This is a genomic window from Rhodopirellula sp. MGV, assembly GCF_002251265.1.
Lineage (GTDB): Bacteria > Planctomycetota > Planctomycetia > Pirellulales > Pirellulaceae > Stieleria > Stieleria baltica_A.
This window is the reverse complement of record NZ_NPDI01000066.1, coordinates 20,806-40,498: the sequence shown is the minus strand read 5'-3', so window position 1 is coordinate 40,498 and position 19,693 is coordinate 20,806. Positions and strand designations below refer to the sequence as shown.

Annotated in this window: 13 protein-coding genes; 4 read left to right on the top strand and 9 right to left on the bottom strand. The window is 54.1% G+C overall.

Features of this window, described 5'->3' with window-relative positions; genetic code table 11:
• Positions 1 to 18: 18 nt before the first annotated feature.
• From CGZ80_RS22565 to CGZ80_RS22555, 3 genes are all read right to left on the bottom strand, one after another.
• On the bottom strand, positions 19 to 966 hold the full coding sequence (locus tag CGZ80_RS22565) for a hypothetical protein (RefSeq protein WP_094417943.1): 948 nt from the start codon (positions 964 to 966) through the stop codon (positions 19 to 21).
• Between the two features lie 100 nt (positions 967 to 1,066).
• Positions 1,067 to 1,486 (bottom strand): hypothetical protein, encoded by a 420-nt coding sequence (locus CGZ80_RS22560; RefSeq protein ID WP_094417942.1) that lies wholly within the window; start codon positions 1,484 to 1,486, stop codon positions 1,067 to 1,069.
• Positions 1,483 to 4,455, bottom strand: coding sequence for a mechanosensitive ion channel domain-containing protein (locus CGZ80_RS22555; protein ID WP_233148599.1), 2,973 nt, complete (start codon positions 4,453 to 4,455; stop codon positions 1,483 to 1,485). The genes CGZ80_RS22560 and CGZ80_RS22555 overlap by 4 nt, the downstream gene beginning before the upstream one ends.
• 426 nt (positions 4,456 to 4,881) lie before the next feature.
• Between CGZ80_RS22555 and CGZ80_RS22550 the strand changes: the two genes are divergently transcribed.
• The 3 genes from CGZ80_RS22550 (at position 4,882) to CGZ80_RS22540 (ending at position 8,442) form a co-directional block, all read left to right on the top strand.
• Complete coding sequence (locus tag CGZ80_RS22550) at positions 4,882 to 5,703, top strand: EcsC family protein (RefSeq protein ID WP_094417972.1); 822 nt, start codon at positions 4,882 to 4,884, stop codon at positions 5,701 to 5,703.
• A gap of 265 nt (positions 5,704 to 5,968) precedes the next feature.
• A complete protein-coding gene (locus CGZ80_RS22545; RefSeq protein WP_094417941.1) occupies positions 5,969 to 7,963 on the top strand; it encodes an ATP-binding protein in 1,995 nt (664 codons plus the stop codon).
• Between the two features lie 83 nt (positions 7,964 to 8,046).
• On the top strand, positions 8,047 to 8,442 hold the full coding sequence (locus CGZ80_RS22540; protein ID WP_094417940.1) for a CoA-binding protein: 396 nt from the start codon (positions 8,047 to 8,049) through the stop codon (positions 8,440 to 8,442).
• A 158-nt stretch (positions 8,443 to 8,600) separates the two neighbouring features.
• Here CGZ80_RS22540 and CGZ80_RS22535 read toward each other — a convergent pair whose 3' ends face one another.
• Genes CGZ80_RS22535 through CGZ80_RS22510 form a run of 6 tightly spaced genes read right to left on the bottom strand, consistent with a single transcriptional unit; the run spans position 8,601 to position 17,662 of the window.
• Positions 8,601 to 8,960 carry a tRNA-binding protein gene (locus CGZ80_RS22535; RefSeq protein ID WP_094417939.1) on the bottom strand — a complete coding sequence of 120 codons (360 nt, stop codon included), beginning with the start codon at positions 8,958 to 8,960 and terminating at the stop codon, positions 8,601 to 8,603.
• Entirely contained in the window at positions 8,926 to 9,555 is a 630-nt protein-coding gene (locus tag CGZ80_RS22530; protein WP_094417971.1) for an HD domain-containing protein, read from the bottom strand. Before CGZ80_RS22530 ends, CGZ80_RS22535 begins: the two co-directional genes overlap by 35 nt.
• A gap of 44 nt (positions 9,556 to 9,599) precedes the next feature.
• Positions 9,600 to 11,612 carry a SulP family inorganic anion transporter gene (locus tag CGZ80_RS22525; RefSeq protein ID WP_094417938.1) on the bottom strand — a complete coding sequence of 671 codons (2,013 nt, stop codon included), beginning with the start codon at positions 11,610 to 11,612 and terminating at the stop codon, positions 9,600 to 9,602.
• On the bottom strand, positions 11,602 to 13,032 hold the full coding sequence (locus tag CGZ80_RS22520) for a proton-conducting transporter membrane subunit (RefSeq protein WP_094417937.1): 1,431 nt from the start codon (positions 13,030 to 13,032) through the stop codon (positions 11,602 to 11,604). Before CGZ80_RS22520 ends, CGZ80_RS22525 begins: the two co-directional genes overlap by 11 nt.
• Positions 13,032 to 14,420: a proton-conducting transporter membrane subunit gene (locus tag CGZ80_RS22515; protein ID WP_094417936.1), complete on the bottom strand. Its 1,389-nt coding sequence runs from the start codon at positions 14,418 to 14,420 to the stop codon at positions 13,032 to 13,034. Before CGZ80_RS22515 ends, CGZ80_RS22520 begins: the two co-directional genes overlap by 1 nt.
• Positions 14,414 to 17,662 carry a DUF2309 domain-containing protein gene (locus tag CGZ80_RS22510; RefSeq protein ID WP_143544101.1) on the bottom strand — a complete coding sequence of 1,083 codons (3,249 nt, stop codon included), beginning with the start codon at positions 17,660 to 17,662 and terminating at the stop codon, positions 14,414 to 14,416. Before CGZ80_RS22510 ends, CGZ80_RS22515 begins: the two co-directional genes overlap by 7 nt.
• 497 nt (positions 17,663 to 18,159) lie before the next feature.
• On the opposite strand from CGZ80_RS22510, the gene CGZ80_RS22505 reads away from it, so the two are divergent.
• Positions 18,160 to 19,518 (top strand): sigma-54-dependent transcriptional regulator, encoded by a 1,359-nt coding sequence (locus CGZ80_RS22505; RefSeq protein WP_094417935.1) that lies wholly within the window; start codon positions 18,160 to 18,162, stop codon positions 19,516 to 19,518.
• Positions 19,519 to 19,693: the final 175 nt, after the last annotated feature.

Below are 19,693 nucleotides of genomic sequence, written 5' to 3'. Positions count from 1 at the left end.
GATTGCTACATCCATCGCCTAACCTTGCCCCATCAAAACAGCGAACAATGCAATCACGACAAAGAAAATCAGCACCCCAACCACCAATGATCCAATCTTGGCGGCAGACACCGGAGCTTTGCCAGCGACACGTCCCGTTTGGCCATTCACCAAGATTTGAATCGGTGGCTTGTCCTCGCTATATCGCACCGCAAAACACCACACTGGCAACAAAGCAAAATCGATAAACTCGCGACTGAACTGAGTGTCAAATTGAAGGTCGCGGTGTGAATCGCCGGGCATGAACTCACGCAGCTTTCGCTGAATCAACTCATGCGTTTCCTGACGAGCCAACCCAAAGCATTCCGCTTGACTGCGCGACGGCTCTTCGGCGGTCCAACCGGCGATCATCGAAGGCTGAAAACGCCGGATCGCTCGCAGGTCGTACGGTTCAATCTCTTGAAACTTAGCGTTACTGACTCCCTTTGACGCCGAGACGATCACATCCATCACATAGGTTGCGTGCTGCCCCTGCAACGAACGATACTCGGTCTTCGTCACCGTACGTGTCCGAGTGACTGTTTTGCCGTTGGCATCACGCGTCGTGTACGTTTCGGTCTCGGTGTAGTTCTCGCCGATCTTCGCAAAATACCGCGAATGGGCCGTCGTCCCGTACAGATAGACGGGCAAGTAGATGCCCTGAATCAAGTTCGGCAGGGCTTTCTTAAACGATGTCGGCGCCAACCAGTTTCCACGACGAAGCCACGCGCGTGCAAGCTCACTCGCACGCTCGCGGTCAATTTGGAACCCAATCACAAACGTCGGCGACGGAATGTCTTCACTCGGCGGCCGCGAGATCACCGAAGGCGAACCGCAATACGGACACACCGTCGATAACTGATGGGCACTGAGCAGCAGCTTTGACCCGCAAGACTTGCAGGAAATCTCAACCTGCTCTTTGGTGCTTTGGAGCGTATTGCTCACCATTTCAATTTAACAGTCAAAGATGTCGGACAAGGGGCAATCGATTGCTCACCAGCTTACCATATCCTGGTGCTTCGCAAAGCTAACGTGGATCGACCGAACCCTATCGCAGGCCCCAACAAAACACCAAAATAGGGGCAGCAGCAAGACTTGCTGCGATCATCAACAGTCCAAAGCATCCGCCGGACGTCGACTTGGGCGAACCACTCCCCATACGACGTATCAGGTTCTCGACAAACTCTTTCGACTCGCGCAAATCTCGCCCAGTCGCTTCACGATAGAGCTTGATTGCGGCGAGGGTTCGGCCTTGCTCGATCGCATCCAGCACCCGATCCATTTCGTCATCGTCAAGCGTATTGACCTGTTCGCCAAGCTCGACCTGTTCGCCGCATTCGATCGAATCAACAACGTCCAATGCTTCTCGCAGCGTACAGCGCTGACGTTCACGCACCAAACGAACCGCGGCAACCTTCTTGCCCTCGGTGACTAGCTGCCGCACACGCTCGAGAAAATCGTCTGTCATGCCGCCCCTGATCGTCGTCCACTCTTTGGAAAGCTCGCCGGATCCTTCGCCAGATCTCGCATCACTGGCTGCTCCGGTTGTTCGTCAGCAAGCATGTTGATGTCGCTCAGATACTTGCGAACACGTTTTAGCAGATTGTTGCGGAACCCGACGGCGGTCGTTGACTCTTCGATCCAAACACGGATTTCGATCCGTTGCGAGACTTTCGAGATACAAACCAAGGTCGCCTGCGGCGCCGGCAACATCAGTATATCGTCCTGCGCGACCGCGAATTCTTGCAACGTCCGACAGATATCTGCCGGCCGTTCGTCTTTGGTCACCGCAACTTCGATCGGAATCACAGTCAGTCGGCCGGCGCCCATCCAGTTGACGACATCGTCGGTCACAAACTTTTTGTTCGGAATGATATTCTCGCGACCGTCATCGTCGGTCAGGACTGTCGTTCGCAAGTGCTGCTTGGCAACGCGTCCGGTGATTCGCCCGACGGTAATCAGATCGCCCAGCCCGGCTGGCTTTTCGAACAACACAATCAATCCGCCAAAGACATTGCGCACCATATCTTGCAGCCCAAATCCAAGCCCAATCGTCAGCCCAACGGCCAACCACTGGACCGTTTGCCAACGCACGCCCAACCAGTTGAGCGAGATCAGGCATCCCACACCAAACAATAAACACCGCCCGAGCACCAACGAGAAGTGCTCCATGCCTTCATCAAATGACACTCGCTGAAGCACCAACGCGTCGAACAGTGCTGGCAGCAGTTTGGCGACTTGAAATGCGACAAATAGCGTCACCGCGGCAAAGAGACAATGGACCAATGTGACGGGCGTTTCCTTGACCGTCGCCTGCATCATCGTTTGCCCGCTGGCGTCCATTGAGGGTTGTGTCACGGTATCGGTTACCGTCCAAACCACCGGGTTTCCCATCCTCAAATTCGGGAACACGTCAATCCAAAGCATCCCAACCAAGACCACCCCTGCGACCACCAATCCGCATTGACACAGGAACGCGATCTGGTGCTTCAGATCTAAATACAATCCTCCCGACAAGTCGATTTCGTGTGTCGGTTCGATTTCGCCATACTCGTCAAACTTGCGCTGCGGTAAAGAGGCACCTGTCAGGACTCGCCACGCGTGAGCTGACAGAATCTTCGCCGCCGGCCAAAGAATCGCCGCAATCAACCCGACAGAGAACGTTACCGCGAAACGCAGAATAATTTCCTGCGCGGTGAAGCCGTAACCGATCGCTGACAAGAACGCGATCGCCAGCGGTGATGCGATGATCAAAAGATAAATCACCAGACGAATCCGCTGGACAATGGCACCGCCAAATGTCTCGACAATCGGGTCCAAAATCCCGGTTCCTGGTTGAAGTGCACGGTGAAACGTCCACGCCACCAGCATTAGCGTCAACATCAACCCGATCCGCGATACCGATTCTCGCCACATGCCTTGATCGATCAGACCAGTCACGGTGACGACATAGGCACTTAGCACCAGTCCGGTACCCACGATCATCAAGTATTGACTTGCTCGTTGACGCTGCGGCAGCTCCACTCCCAAATGCTTGTCAACCAATCCGTGATCACGCAGCAACTGACGCGGCAATTCAACCATCAATGCGATCAAGCTGCACGCATACAAACCGCTGGACGCCTGCAACAACGATTCGGACACGTATCCGCTGCTCAGCCAACTGGCAAAGCTCAGCAATACGCCAGGAACAATCATCGCGACCAAGACCGTCAGCCCACTCGCGACCAGCTTCCGAGTCGACTTGGTTGATTCACGCAAACGGGTCTTGCTGCCGATCCCGATCAGCAACGACTTCGCCCGCCATCGTATCACCAACAAAACGACGGTTGCGACCAACACGACCACTCCCGATGCGGTGTTGATTCCCACCTTTTGCTGGAGCGCAAACCCAAATTCCGAACCACGATTCGAATTGAAAAGCGAAGCCAATCCGGAACTCAACTTGCGAATCGAATCCCATCCGATCGGGTCGCCACTGCGAATCCAAATCACATGGCGATTGATCAATGTGCGATAGTTTTTGGTGAGCTGAACCGACGCCGACGTCACCGCATCAATCTCCGTCAGCTTATCCTGGTAATTGCGATGCCCCGTCCAAAGTGCAGTCAACCAGTGTCCACGATCAGAAAGAAGTTGTTGTACCTGGCCAAACAGAACTTGCTGCTCTGGCTTGCTCGCGTCCAACCCGTTGTCGTTCAACACCGCGACCGCCTGATCCAGCGGGTGTGTTCCGTCGTGCCGCACCAGCTCTAAATCAAGCTGTGACTCGCGTGACCGTTGCAGAGCCTCACGTACCCAACCGGTTTGCGAGTCCTTCGCTTGCCAGCGGTCTAGCTGTTCTTTCTTATGACGAAGCAGAATTCCGATCGTCGGTGTCAGGCCATACTTTTCGATCTTTGCATTGACGTCGTCGTAGTCTTGCTGGGTCGCAGACAATTTTGTTTTTGCAGTTCGAACACGATCTGCCAATTCGATGTAGTCAGTCGCAAGCTCCGCCCATTGCTTTGCGAACTCTGCATTTTGTAGCGCGACCTCTGCCGCAGCCCTCGGCGCCGACTCCGCCATTTGACGGAAGTGAGTTTCACTTCGACGCGCCGACTCCACCATCGAAGTGGTGTATTCGATCGGGCGATCAGAAATCAATTCAGCAGAAACGGCTCGCGTGACCGCCCCCATTGCCTGCAATGAGCCATTTGAATCAGGCCGCGCCAGCCGAACCAAGTTTTCCTCGTCGCCACGACGACCATTTGATGGCGCGGACTGATTGAACGGCGCCAGCTCCGCAATCGCAGTCGTGACGGACCGACTTGTTGGAGACGCGAAACTCTGCGTAGGAACATTGCTCGACTGAATTTCGTTCCGCTGTTGGTCCCAGTATTGACCGGGCTGAGTCCATCGAAGTGCTGGGTTTTGTATCGATCTGGAAGCGTTCAACGTTTCGGAACTTGCCGGCGCAGAAGCGTCGGCCTGCGAATTCACTTTCCAAGGCTGCGACACCACCGCGCCAGGGTGCGGACGCCGATTTGTTGGCTGCGGCTGTGAAAAAGTCTCGCGAGACGTCTTATTTGGCCTGGAAGCTGCAGGCCAAACGCCTGAGTTGGAAGCGATTTGAGCCCAAACGAATTGCTCCCGCCAAAACGGCAACAAGACGATCAATACAACAATCAAGAGGCGAAACGTGGTCAACGTAGGCATCGTGCCGTAGCTGGTGGGCGAGGAGAGGGAAATATCGACCAATCGCTATCCATACGCGAATTGCTCCGCCAGTACCATGTTGATTCAACACTTCGAGACTAATCCAGAATGCGGCATCCGTTGCTAGCATTCGCAAGCAGGCAATCACCTTTAGACCAAACCACGATGACGAAAAGCGAGTTGATCGACGATTCCTTGCCCGCCAATGCATTGGCAGAACTCGGCGATGCTAAAAAGATTCTCGAACACCACGGGATTGCCGACCGGCTGACCGAACTGATCGGCGCTCCGATAACCGCCTCGCTAAAAATGCTGCCCAGCGTGGCCGAGGACGCTGTCTACAAAGCGATCGAGAAATCACTGACCGTTGCACTCGATGTAGCGCTGAAAACACTGGCAGAAGAATCGGGGCAAAAAAAGAAGCCACAGCTACTCACTCACAAACTTCTGGCCGGACTTTCCGGGGCAGCAGGCGGGGCACTCGGAGGCGCAACGGTCGCTGCAGAGCTCCCTGTTTCGACTGTCCTGATTTTGCGCAGCATCGCGGACATCGCCCGCAGCGAAGGCGAGGATCTTTCCAAAGTCGAGTCGCGTCTTGCTTGCTTAGAAGTCTTCGCGTTGGATCCGGGCAAAGACACCTCCGTCGAGGACGATACCGAAATTGGTTACTTCGCGGTCCGCGCCGCAATGGCAAAGCAAATTCGCGACGCGTCGCAGTACGTCGCCCAGCACGGTGTGGCAAATACTTCGGCACAGCCTTTGGTCAAGTTGATCACCAAGATCGGTGAGCGATTCGGGCTGGTCGTCAGCGAAAAGATCGCAGCCCAAGCCATCCCGGTCATCGGAGCTGTCGGTGGCGCATTGATCAACAGCTACTTTATCGATCACTATCAAGACCTCGCCCGGGCGCATTTCACCATCCGCCGACTCGAACGCGAACATGGCCAGGCCAAGATTCGCGAGGCCTATCAAACGCTGCCCAAGTAAGTGGCGGGGCAGCACCCCACTTCTCATGCAACGAAGCCCACAGTCCCGACTGATCCGATTGACGGGATTTCCTGTCCGTTAAGCGGCCTTGAATGGGGGTTAATTCACCGCGACGAGGGAAAGCCCTTAGACGCGTGGGAATGAAACACCCCTAGCTGCTGACGACTCGTGCTAGTTTTGGTGTAACCAATGAACCAACGAGTCGATCGTGGAACCAGTTTTCGAGAATCCCATCCAATCCTTATCCAGGAAGGTAGCGAACCTGATGCCTCGGACCTGTTCCGAGGATGACAGCGAGCCCGCTCGTATCGCACGGCTCCTGTTCTATTACGCCAACATCGCGTTCTTTGCAGGGTTGCTCTACGCCGGCATGTATCTGGCGCTGAACATGCAGTTGACTGCTGCCGGCGCAGGGTCCGCGTGTATCGGTGGCGCGATCGCGTTGTGGATGCTCTACCGCGGCGGCAATTGGATCACGATTGCGAATATCATTGTCGCCAGTGCGTTTATCGCGGTCAGCACAGTCGCACTGGCAACCGGCAATCTCCATTCACCGGTGTTGGGCTGGATGTTTGCCGCACCGATGATGGCTGTCTCGACGCTTGGACGCAAAACGGGATTGGTCTGGTTAGGCATCACGTTGGTGTTCCTGTATTTCGTCTATCGGATGCATGAACATACCGCTGGCCCCTTGTCCGAAGTCCCCGAATCGTTCAGTGCCGAATACATTGCACTCGTCCAGGGCGGTTTGATCATTTCGATCTTCACAATCGTCTGGTCATTTGACAGTGTCCAACAAACCACCGTTGGAAAGCTTCGTGTCGCCAAACGTGTCGCTGAACAGGCACTGCAAGACGCCAAGCAAACACATGACGATGCCTTACTGGTGCTCAACAACGTTGCCGAAGGATTAGGCATGGTTTCGCTCGAAGGCAACTTCGTTGGCGAGCCATCGCAGCGGTTTCAATCTTGGTTTGGCCCAATCATGCATGGCGAGACGATTTGGGAATACATCGGCAAATCGAACAGTGTTACCGGCGATTTAATGGAACTCAATTGGCAACAGTTGCGTTGTGATTGGATGCCGTTGGAAATGGGATTGGACCAGCTTCCGAATCGATTCGAAGCGAAAGGCTTGGTGTTTGACTTGAAGTACCAACCTGTCTTCTTGAACAATCAACAGCTGTCGCAACTCCTTGTCATCTGCACCGATATTTCGGCGGAACTTGATGCCGAACATGCGAACGAACTTCAGCACGAACAGATGGCCATCTTCACTAGGTTCGTTCGCGATCCAAAGAGCGTTCGTGGTTTCTTGTCCGAGTCGCAACGTTTGGTCGATCTCTTGGAGAACGGGCATGGCAGCTTCGCAGAACAAAAACGCTGGATTCATACGCTCAAAGGCAACTTCGGAATTTTTGGGCTGCGTAGTTTCGCACAGTGGCTGCATCGACTCGAAGACCAACTCGCCGATCAGCGAAAAGTCTGCGCCCCCGTCCAATGTGAGGCGATTGCAGCACAATGGGAATCGGTTCGCGATCGACTATCGATGATCATTCCCGATGAAAAAACCGATCAGGCAACGATCGACAAGTCCGAAATCGCCAAGACAATCGCGTTGGCAAAATCCGGTGTGCGAATCGACGACCTCGTCCATCAAATGGAACGTTGGACTTGGGATTGTGTTTCGCAACGATTGGAATTGCTCGCCGAACGTGCCCAACGATTGGCCGAACGTTTGGAAAAACCTGGCCTGTCGGTGAAACTCCCGTCAGCACGTTTGCGAACCCCACCTACCGAACAATGGAATGCGTTCTGGAATTCATTGACACACGTCGTACGCAATGCCGTTGACCACGGAATCGAATCGACCGACCAACGAATCAAACAGGGTAAAACGTCAACCGGTACCATCTGTTTGAACGCGTTCCAAAACGAAGAGTCCTTTGTCATCGAAGTCGCTGACGACGGGGCCGGGATCGATTGGAGCAAAGTCCGCTCGATGGCGGAAAGAATGCTTGGAGTCGTCGAACCCAGTAGGTCACAACTGAAAGACCTGATTTTTGCTGACGGGCTTTCCACCAAAGAAATCGTCAGCGAGACGTCAGGCCGTGGTGTTGGAATGGGCGCCTGCAAAGAGGCTTGCCTCAGACTTGGAGGCCAAATCGAAATCGATTCAGAACTCGGCCAAGGGACAACTGTTCGATTCGTTTTCCCCTCCGTCGTCGCCGATATCTCAGAACCCGCGTACTATATCTAGCGGCTTGTGAGCCGAGGGAAAGTCGCAGACAATTGGCGTGATAGAGCTCGTCCACCAATTGTCATTTCTACAGCACTACTCTGATGAACCCGTCGATCTCAAGTTTTCTTGCAGCCAGCACGTTCGCTGTCGCCGGGGCATCTGCCCGTCAGCACAAATACGGAAACAAAGTCTTTCGCGCTTTGTTGGCGTCGGGTCGGGAAACATATCCGCTCAACCCAATCACGGAAGAAATCGAAGGCCATCAAGCGTATCCCAACTTGGCGGCGCTTCCGATCGTCCCCGAATCGCTTTCGATCATCACACCACCAAGTGTGACCCGAACCATCATCGATGAAGCGATCGCAATCGGTGTCAAACATCTTTGGATGCAACCGGGTGCCGAAGATGCGGTGGGAAGCGCGGCAGCTCGCGACGCAGGACTCACCGTTATCGACGACGGCAGTTGCGTGCTCGTTCTACTCGCCCAACAGGCATAACCGCCGAACTCTTTTCACCGGATGAACGAAGCGATTTTCCGCTGCTGATGCGGGGAACATCGTCCTGATCACAGACGCCACTGAGCGAACAACTGGCAATCTGACTGCCGGCGTAGCGGAGTTGCCTTACGAGATCGATCGTCTTGCGACTCATTCCGCTATGCGAGCTTTGCTCCGTTGGTAACGTCAGCATCGGGAACGGCCAAAATGACGCTGCCGTCCTCGCGATAAAAGCCAACAATCAAAAACTCCGACATGAAAGGGCCGATTTGTTTCGGCGGAAAATTGACAACACCAAGCACCTGCCGTCCAAGCAAAGTGTCCTTCGTGTAGTTGACCGTTATCTGTGCACTCGTCCGCTTTTTACCGACCGCCGGACCAAAGTCGACAGTCACTTTGTATGCCGGTTTGCGAGCTTCAGGAAAATCCTCAACCGCGATGACCGTTCCGGCACGAAGCTCGACCGCTTCAAAATCAGCCCACTCAATCGTTGGCTGACGCCTCTCGTTGGAGTCCATATTCACCAAAAAACTCGTTCAAAAATGTTCGCATAAATTCTTCACGCTGGGCAGCCAATCGGCGTCCAACCTCGGTATTCATCAGCTCACGCAAGCGAAAGAGCTTGTCGTCGAAATGCTTGACACCACTTGGTCCCTCTGGATCCGAAGCGTCATAGAATGGCTGGCCTTTGACGGCACCGTACTCGATCGTTCGAACAATTCCGATCGCACCCAACGCATCCAAACGGTCGGCATCTTGAACGATTTGCCCTTCTAACGACAACGCGTCGGCCGTTTCGCGTTTTCGGAATGAAAGGTTGTCGACGATATGCACTACTTCGTCAATCACCGCATCGGACAGGTCCAGCTGCCCCAAGATCTCGCGTGAAAATTCGCCACTGCGTTCAACGCCATCGTTGAATTTTGCATCACCGATGTCGTGCAACAGCGCGGCCAGCTCGATCACGAACAAGTTTCCTCCGACATCAGCATGAATCTGACGCGCGGCGACTACGACGCGATGAATATGGTCAAATCCATGCCCGGCACCTTGTCCGGACAATCGAATGCGAACCTGACGTCGCACCGCGTCTAATATCTGCTCTTCGCTCATCTGTGTGGATGATCCTTCGTGATGAAAGTCAAACACACAATGGATCAGTCAGACAAAGCGTGTTCAAGGTGTGATGCGTCCGAGAGGGATTCGAAATCCTGACGACGAACCACATCAACGGTTTCGACACAAGCCGTGATGCGGTGGTTCGGGATAACCTCGGAACGCAAAAAGTCGATCGCCTCTTCGGATGTTTTCCAGGTCATCACGACCTCAATGCGAACCTTGGGGTCGTTTTCCTTGTTCCCATGCTGTAGCTCCGTTCGTCCGGCCCCCCGACACTGCATCACCGTGTAACCTGTCGCGCCCAATTGGACGAGCCGTGCTTCCAACCAATCTTCTATTTCCGCGCTCGCCACGATGGTCAAGCGACGCATCGAAGCCAAGCCTCGCTTACGCGCGGCGTGGGCGTTGTCGGCCAACGGCTGCAGCGAATCGAGGCCGCGTACTTCGAAATGCAGGCCTTCTTGCTCGAAGTCACGCTCCATCTCTTCGAGCTTTTCCATCACGCTGTGATCAACCAACTTGGTTTCAGAAACATCGACGATCACATTCCGGTGTTGCACCAATCCAATCTGTTCGATCTGGCGTCTGAACGGGATCCAGTTGCTGAATACCGCCGACTCGCGTGCCAAGATCAAGCACGTCGTGTTGTCAACATCTTGGACCTCAATGTACGGCTTGAACAAGGACTTGATTGGTACTCCGTTGACGACATGGATGATGATTTTCAAGATGATCCCGGCCGCGACACCGACCAGCAAGTCCGTGGCCAGGACCATCACTAACGTTGTCACAAAGATTGCCAGTTGTTCCTTTCCCACGCGATAAACGTTCAAAAACTCCACCGGATGCGCTAACCGATATCCGGTGTAAATCAACATCGCGGCAAGCGCAGCGAGCGGTATCCGGTGCAAGACCGTCGGGATTAACGCAACGCACAACAGCAGAAAAACGCCGTGCCACATGTCCGCAAAACGCGTCCGCGCACCGTTGTCAATATTGGCCCGTGAACGCACGATTTCGGAAATCATCGGTAAACCGCCGACCAGCGAAGCGGCGAGGTTGCCAACACCGACCGCGATAATGTCGCGATCCAAATTCGTTTTGCGTTTCCATGGATCCAGCAAATCGACGGCCTTGGCACTTAGCAGTGACTCAAGACTTCCGATGATGAAAAACATCATCACCCACCACCAAGCCCGCGATTGACGCAATACCGAAAAATCAGGGTAGGTGACTTCGTCAAACAACCCAAACACTCGATCGGGCATATTCACCAAGTACTGATCGCTAAGCTGATATTCATGATTGCGCAACACATACGAGTGTTGGTGAATCAAATCAAAGCCCATCCCCATCGGAATCGCGAACAGCAACACGATCATCGGAGCCGGCACGATTTTCAATGCCCGAACACGTCTGGAAATCAAAGGCCAAACAAACATGATCAACACACTGCAAAGCCCGATCGCCGCAATCGCAGGGTTCGCTTGCATGACGTAATGGGGGATTTCGCGAACCATCTCGAACGGTTCGGCACTCGGCGCCCGCCCCGTTTCGGGATTGATCACACCAAGGGCAAACGGGATTTGTTTGATGATGATGATCACACCAATCGCAGCCAACATCCCATGCACCGCTGAGATCGGAAAAAACTCCCCCAGAATCCCGGCCCGAAAGATCCCGAAGCAAATCTGCAGTACCGCCGCGGCAACACCGACGGCGAGCGCCGCGCGATAAGCTTCATGACTGCCAACCCCACCGAATTCCGTGATGCAACCGATCGCAATCACAATCAGACCCGCCGCCGGGCCTTTGATCGTAAGCTCGCTATTACTCAAAAACGTCGTCAGGATTGATCCGACAATCGCTGTAAAGATTCCTGCGATCGGCGGATAGCCGCTGGAAACGGCGATCGCCAAACACAATGGCAATGCGATCAAGAACACCAGCAAGCCCGACAGCAAATCGTGCTTCATGTACTTGATAAAGCCGGCCGCCGACCCGCGAGGAATCTCCTTCGCGGGCGAATGAGTCTTGTCTTCAGTGGTCATGGTTTAAATTCGTATTGAATGCCGTGCGACTTTTCTGTTTGAAATTCAATTGATCGGACCGATCACGCAACAATTCACTTGCCGCGTGATACCGCGATGCGACGCCCAGTTGCGGGTACAAACCACCGCCAATAATCAAAACCGTCAAGATCATCACCGCGACTTTTTCGGCAAAACGCGAACGCAAACAAAAGCTCTCATGGTGCCGCGTTCCGGTGAAGATTTTGAAATAGGCCTGCAGGATTGCAATCCCATTGAGTGCCGCCGCCACAACAACGGCCATCCCAACCAATGGATAAACATCGACGGCACCCTCGATCAAAAGCTCGGTGCCGATGAATCCGATCGTCCCCGGAAATCCAATGGACGCCAGTCCTGTGAGCAAAAAGAACGCTGCCAATGTCGGCATGTTTTCATAAAGACCATGGTAGCGTTTCAGATCAATCTGGCCGGTCCTTGCTTCCACACATCGAAGCGTCAAACCGAAACCACCGAGCGCCAAGCCAACGGACAACCAAACACAAAGTCCGCCAGTCAATCCGATCGGTGTCGCCAATTCCAATCCGACCAGGACTAACGAGGAGTGGCTCAAGAATAGGTAGCAAAAGAAACGTCGAGCTTCGGTTTGCACCAATGCCATTCCCCCGGCATAAACCGCCGTGATCAGTGAGACGATCGCAATGCTCTGTAACGCCCATTCGGGAGCAATTGGCAAAACCAACCGCATCATCGCGTAGGCACCGGTCATCGGCGCGACAAACAACAACGCTGTCCCGAACGATGCCTTCTCGAACAGATCGGTCATCCAGCAGTGCAGCGGCACGATCCCGGTCCGTAGCAGTCCGGCGAACGTTAAGAACGCCCCGCCAGCAAACAAATACCCAAGATCAACAAGTGCTTGACCAATAAATAAAGCCGCGACGAACAAGGCCATGTGAAAGGTAAACACTTGCGTCGTACGCCCGCGCTGCCGCAATTCCAACCAAACCGGAAAGACCGCCGCCACCAGCAATAACACGATGCCCCAGGCATTTCGACATGATAGAGTCGCCAGTAAGATTGCTTCGGATATCAGCATCCAATGAAACGCAAATCGACGCTGCTTTGTCCGAAGCGTCGACAACACCGTTAGCAAACACAACAGTGCGGCCAAAGGCAGTAGTGGAGCATTCAATTCGTCAATAACAAAAATCTGGTCCTGGAACATCATCGCCAGAACGTCCCAGTGGTCGTGTGCCGCAAAGCTTTTCAATGCGACGAAGTCTACCCATTCACCCAACGTCAGCAGCAATGTCGCGGTACAACTGACCAAGCAAACCAATCGCGAATAGCCCGCGTTTTTCAGTCGCGCGGTCACGATCGCGCCAAAAATCGGAATCAAGACCGATAGTTCGAGCCAAGGCAGATGAAGTTCTGACATCAAACGAACTCCTCAAGCGATTCACGCTTTTCCATTTTCGTTGGCTCTGCTGGATCTGATTCTCCAGATAAAAAATTCGTCCAACGCCGCTCCATCCCGTCGCACCAACGGAACAGTCGCAGCATCGGCCGAACAACAAACGCTTTTAACAGATCGTCCATAAAACCGCGGTAGAGTGCCAAACAGTGCACCCACTCGCGAATCCGAACCGGAACCCATCGCGACCAGAAACTTGGTTCGTGCGTCAAATGTTCGCCAATCGCATTTTCAAAATCGTTGTAATCGTGAAGCAACGTCGGTGCCCGCAACAACTGCAATGTCCGCAGACAAGCGTGTCCGATGATGTGTATCAATGCAATGTAGCGAAGACCAAAACCGATTTCTGCGACGATGATCCCCACCTGCGTCAGTGACGCGAATGCTAAAGCACTCTTGATGTCCGTTTGCACCCGAGCTGCGACAGCGCCGAAGACGGCGGAACTGAGACCGATCAAGATGACCGCCGTACTCAGCACCACCGATAACTCCAACAACGGACTCACTCGCAACAGCAGGTATGCACCCAAGTGGACGGACAAGGCACCGTAAAAGATCGCACTCGATGGCGTTGGTCCCTCCATTGCACGTGGCAGCCAACCAGAAAACGGCACCAGTGCGGACTTGCCCGCAGCGGCAAGCAATAACAACAGTCCAACAAACAAGGCATGTGACTGGCTAATTGTGGCATGCCCTTCCGGCCAGGGTCCCGTGCCCATCAGTTCGTCGAAGTCGCCGGCCCCGGTCAGATGATGAAGCGTCAGCGCGGCGATCAGGAATGCGGCATCCGCGATTCGATAGATCACCCAGACATGCTGCCCATTGCGAACCGGGTTTTTGCGGTCATGAAAGTACGCAACCAATAGTGCGGACGACAAACCAACCAGTTCCCAACCAAGAAATAGCGTTTCGATCGTTCCCGCCAACGACGACACAATCATGCCGAGCAAGAACAACGCATACAAAACGAAAAAGCGATGGTAGCCTCGTTCTCGGTGCAGGTAATTGTTGGTGAATGCCCCAATCGTTCCGCACAACACAAACGACAGAATCGCGAAAGGTACCGATAGTCGATCGAAGACAAACTTCAAATGAAAGTGGAAGCTCTCCTCCGGAATCAACACCCAGTGGCCAACCTCAATCGGCACATGCCTTTCGCCAGTGCCCAACATCAAACCGAGAATTGTCAATGACGCAGTTAATCCAGTGATCACTGATGTTTGCGTCAATCGCGCCGACGTTTGCTCACTGATTTTGAGTCCCACCAGCGATGCCGTACCAAGCACCGCCAACAGCACCGCCGGACTGACAACAACCATCAATCCCAATATTAAGAAACACTGATTTAGCATCCGACTTGACCTCCCTGGGTGGCGCGTGCCGGAATAATCGAAGCGAACCCAAGATGGTCACGATTGCCGTGATACCAATCGTATGATGACCCTACCGCAGGGATCTCACGGTCATGCGGTGCGTACAAAACGAACTCGCCACGTACATAGCGATAGATACGACCTTGGTCGGAATCAAAAATCGCCATCTGAACCCACTGGCCGTTGACCAAACGTGAGATTCCGTCGTTGTTCTCGATGATTCGCTTCATCACCGACTGCGTCGACTCGATGACAAACAGAATCCGCATCGGCTCATGGATTTCAACCATTTGTTCCGACAGACCAGGCCGCAGATCGCTCGCCGCCCCTACCATCACGCCCAACAGGGATGTGATGTTGTGTGGCAACTTTGAACCACAGCCATAGCCTTCGGTGTCGACCGTGGAAAAGTAGTATTCCAAACTGATTCCCGCACAAACCGGGATCGCAGCTCGCAACAACCCTTCCAATATGGTGCCTCGTTCGTCGTCATTGGCAGGATCGTATGATGTCAAAAACGCGCGGCGATCAAGAAACAATCCACGACTCCACTCGCGACGCCCAACGAAACAAAGTGCGTTCGTCGCATGGTTGTATTCTGGTCTGGCCTGTGAAAGATCTTCCGGGCGATCTTCGACGTGACGAAGTGCATCGGCTGGCTCCAGATCCAATGGCGCGGACATAAAGCGGCGACAACGTTCGTGGGCGTTGCGCTGACGCGCCCGACTGATCAGTTCTGCTGCCTCTTCAAATCTGCCACGATGGGTAATCGGCAACCGATCCAAATCCGCAAACGTGACTGACTCGTTAGTCGTGTCATGATACCCACCCAAAAACACAGTGGACTCGGGGATGGCCATTCCACGGCTTGCGAGAATCAGACGAACGCGATGATCATTCGCCATCATCGCAAACGCACGTGCGTTCGGGCCGCCTTGACTGCCCGCACAAGCGCCGCAGTTGTATGCCGACTCGTGCGGATTGTTCAAGCTTTGCGAGCCATGTCCCAGAATGATCACGAGAGGGGAAAAACAGCGTGACAGCCCCGACGCCCGCAATGCACCGTCAACGATGTCGGCCATCTCGGCAAGCGTAAACCCATAGGCATCAGGTCCATCATCGACTTTTTCGATCCGCAACTGGGTCGATGGCGGTTCCACAATCTGCTCGATTAGCGATTGAATCTTCGAAGCAGTCCGAGGGAACAACACTCGTCCAACCAACGGAAACGCGGCAAATGAACCTGCAACCGCAGTCGCAATTCCGCCCAGAAACGAACGGGTGCTGCGATGCGTCTGATAAGTCAAACGACCAATCTGCCGACGCGCAAGCGAACGCCGACGACCAACTTCAAGCATCGAATACGTCGGCTCTTCGATCACATAATGACTCGGCCTGATCGAGTTGGGACAAAGCGGTTTGAAATGAGCATCGCCCGCTCCACGGAAATACATTGCTGTTCCATAGAATCCGGCGATGCCAAAGGTTTCACAGTCTGGCTCGATTTCTTCGAGATGCCTACGAAACGACTCTTCACGATCGTCGATACAACAGACAACTTGCAGCTTGGGAACCTTTGACGACGGACCATCGATAGGCTGCTGACCAATGGTAGAATCACCTTCCCCGGCCACTTCATTCGCTTCCACGTGATCTTGGCAAGCACAGTCGTTTCCAATGGGTTCATGTGCAGCACGATTGCGAAGTACCTGCAACCTGCGTCCGTGCGCCACAACCGCATCGAGCGCGGCATTGCGATACTTTCGCTCATAAGCGCGATGATAGACACGCCTTCGTTCAAGCCCGTCAAACAGGTTGATCTCGTCGAGCAGCATCGCCCACTGCTGGTGTGTCAATGACTGCAGATCTCGCGGTGTCCAACCTCGCACCTGTGCCAGTTGAAAAACGATAAAGGCGCGACGCTCAAATTCACTCTGGTAACGCTCTTGCCTTGCAGATCCATACTGACGCATGAACTCGTGTGGCGTCCCGGCAAACCCTAGCGATTCCCGAGCAACCGCTTCGAAAGCGAGTCGATCGAGAAGCAAACGAACGGCCAAGAAACCGAGCAAACTCCCCGCTTCCGCTGGCTGAGGCGCCCAATCCGCGTTCGTTTCCATCTGCCAGATCATTCCGGTCCAGCCTCGCAGCGCAAGCAACGACTGCAGAATGAACTCCTCCGTATCAGCCGGCGAAATTCCGAAGTACTCAAGCGACTGCCGAATCACATCTCGCTCGTCCAATCCCAAGTTGATGATCCGCCGAGCCTCTTGTTTCAGTCGACGAAATCTTGGCGTCGTCCCCATCACGGACTGGGCGTGCAGCTTTAGAAACGCCTGAAAGAAACCCAACTCTCGATTCGGAATCGTCCAATCCGAGAACCCCTGATCCAAAAATGCGGCGCAGTACGGAATCAGCACTTCGTTCGAAAGTTCGTCCGGGTCATCCCCTGTCACATGCAGCAACCAATCACGGTGCCGGAGCCATCGATCGTGGTGACGACGGTGACGCTTTCCGTCGACCAACGTCCGGTCATCCATCAAAATCGATTGCTCTGTCGAACGCACACCTTCACAACAAACGCGCCAGAGAAAGTTCAGTGTGAAGTTTTCCCACCGACGCTCGTCCCACATCTGAGGATCTCGGCGATCGAATGAAGCCAATACCTGATGAAGTAACTCGTCAGTGCCCTGCAGGTTTTTCTCGAGACGAGTTTCACTGACATACTGGCGCGTTGTCTTGACCAACTGTTGACGGGTCGCAAGGTCAACTTCGGACCGAAATCGACGCAATGCATCCGTCTCGGCAACAATCCATCGCAACTCGTGCGTCGCACCGCAATACAACGGGTGCTGCAACATCGCCAAACGCAGCGCGTATCGGGTGCCAAACGTCGCAACCAAGCGGTCTGCATCCTCTGCCAAATCTTCCTGCAAGGCCGCGTCCAAATCTTCTACGCGAATTCGCCCCTCGGCCAACTTGCTCCGATACTCCTTTTCGGAAAGGTAAGGCTGGCAGCCAAACATCGTGCCACCCGCCAACACCGCATCTTCAAAATCGTCCGAATCGAACGCGTGCAATGTGTTGTGGTGAACGAAGACCGTGATCGGCCCTTGAGACGGCAAATAATGAGCCGCCTTGCGAATCATCCGATCCAGATCGCACACGTCACTCGCAATATTCACATCTGGTATGTGCGTTTTAGTGGTCGTCAATGTCATCTCGGCAGCGTCCTTCTCCGCAATCAAAGCGGCGATCAATCGGGTGCCATTTTTCGGCTTTCACACTTTCGCCTTACTACTACCTCGATGTAGGGCACGCGATATGCCATTCAAATTCTTTCCAACTGCCGAGCACCATTTGAGGGAAGATGTTCTTTCATTTACGGGAAAACCAACTTCGCAGACGCGAAGCAATGAAGCCGCTCCCATGGTCAAACCACACATTTCCATGCAGAATACTGCACACAAAATGCAAACTTCTGCACGCAGCGATGTGCAAAGAATTACCGGTCGTGGGCCAATCTTTGCCGGTCTAGGGCCAACTTTGATTGAACGCGAACAGAAAAATGGTACCGGACCTGTGGCAAATCGGCTCAGCCGTGCCCACGGGTGTGCGTGAAAGCACTACCCCGAAACACCGCTATCGTTTCAAGCCAACACGATTGCCAACCAGCAACTTTCCCCCACCAACTCAACCAGCGATTGTCACCAGCTAAATGGAAGACGCCTTTCACATTCTGATCGTTGACGACGAACCCAATATCCGCTCGGGACTCGCCAAAGGTTTGCAGAAATACGCCGACCGCGTCGACACGGCCGGCACCGTCAACGAAGCACTCGACCGTTTCGATGCCGAAGACCATCAGTTGGTCATCGCCGACATTCGGTTGCCCGGTGATCGAGACGGGTTGGAATTGGTTTCGTTGGTAAAACAACGCAACCCTGCGACGACGACCATCGTGATCACCGCACACGGTACCGTCGACACAGCGGTCGAAGCGATGCGCCGCGGCGCGTTCGATTTCATCACCAAACCCGTCGACCTCAACCTGATTCGGCAACAGGTCGCCCGCGCCGTCGAACACCACAAGCTGCAATACGAAAACCATCAGCTCAAAGAAAAGCTTGCCGAAGCCGGGGAAGTGACCGGGATCATCGGTAACTGCCGAACTCTCAAAGAGCTGCTCGCCCAAATCCGCCAAGTCGCCGACACCGACGCGACAGTGCTGATCCAAGGGGAAAGCGGCAGCGGTAAAGAACTGATTGCCCGCGCGATCCATGACTTGAGCCATCGTTCACATGGCCCCTTTTTGGCAGTCAACTTGGGTGCTCTCCCAGAAACGCTTTTAGAAAGCGAATTGTTTGGCCATGAAAAAGGTTCCTTCACCGGAGCTTCGCGACAAAAACCAGGCTGCTTCGAGCAATCCGGCGGTGGAACACTATTCCTCGACGAGATCACCGAAATCCCCTCCAAATGCCAAGTCGACTTGTTGCGTGTTTTGGAGACGGGACGCTATGCCCGTATTGGCGGTGAAGGCGTCTTGGACTCCGACGCCCGCATCGTTTCGGCAACCAATCGCGACATCCGGCAAATGGTCGACGAAGGAACCTTTCGCGAAGACCTGTTCTATCGCTTGAATATCGTGCCGATCCTGGTTCCGCCGCTCCGTGAACGCCGCGAAGATATCCCGCTGCTGATTGATCACTTCCTCAGTCACTTCTGCTCGCGTCACCGCCGCGAACAAAAATCGATTGACGCCGAAGCGATGAAAACGCTGTGCGCGTCGAACTGGCCCGGCAACGTTCGCCAACTTCGCAACGTCGTCGAGCGATTGGTGGTCACAATCCCCGGCAACGAGATCACCGAAAACGATCTGCCACTGGAACTGAAACGGACCGCGGAATCAAAGTCCTCCGGAGCGCAAACGCTTGCCGAAGTCACCGAAGCGGCCGAACGTGAAGCGATCCAAGAAGCGTTGTTACTTAACGACTTCCATCGCGAACACACCGCCAAAACGCTCGGTGTCAGCATCCGCACGCTGCACTACAAAATGAACCGCTACGGACTGCACTAACTGCCGACCGCAACTACCGAAACGTGCTTCGAATCGTTACGCTGCACGTTTAACGGCCTGTTGATTTTGTTGCGTCGCCTTTTGCACCGTTTCTGCAAGGTTTCTGCACGGTGAAAGTCGACGTGGTAACGCACCTACTTTGGAATCACTCGGCTGTTGGTTTCCCCGATCCCAC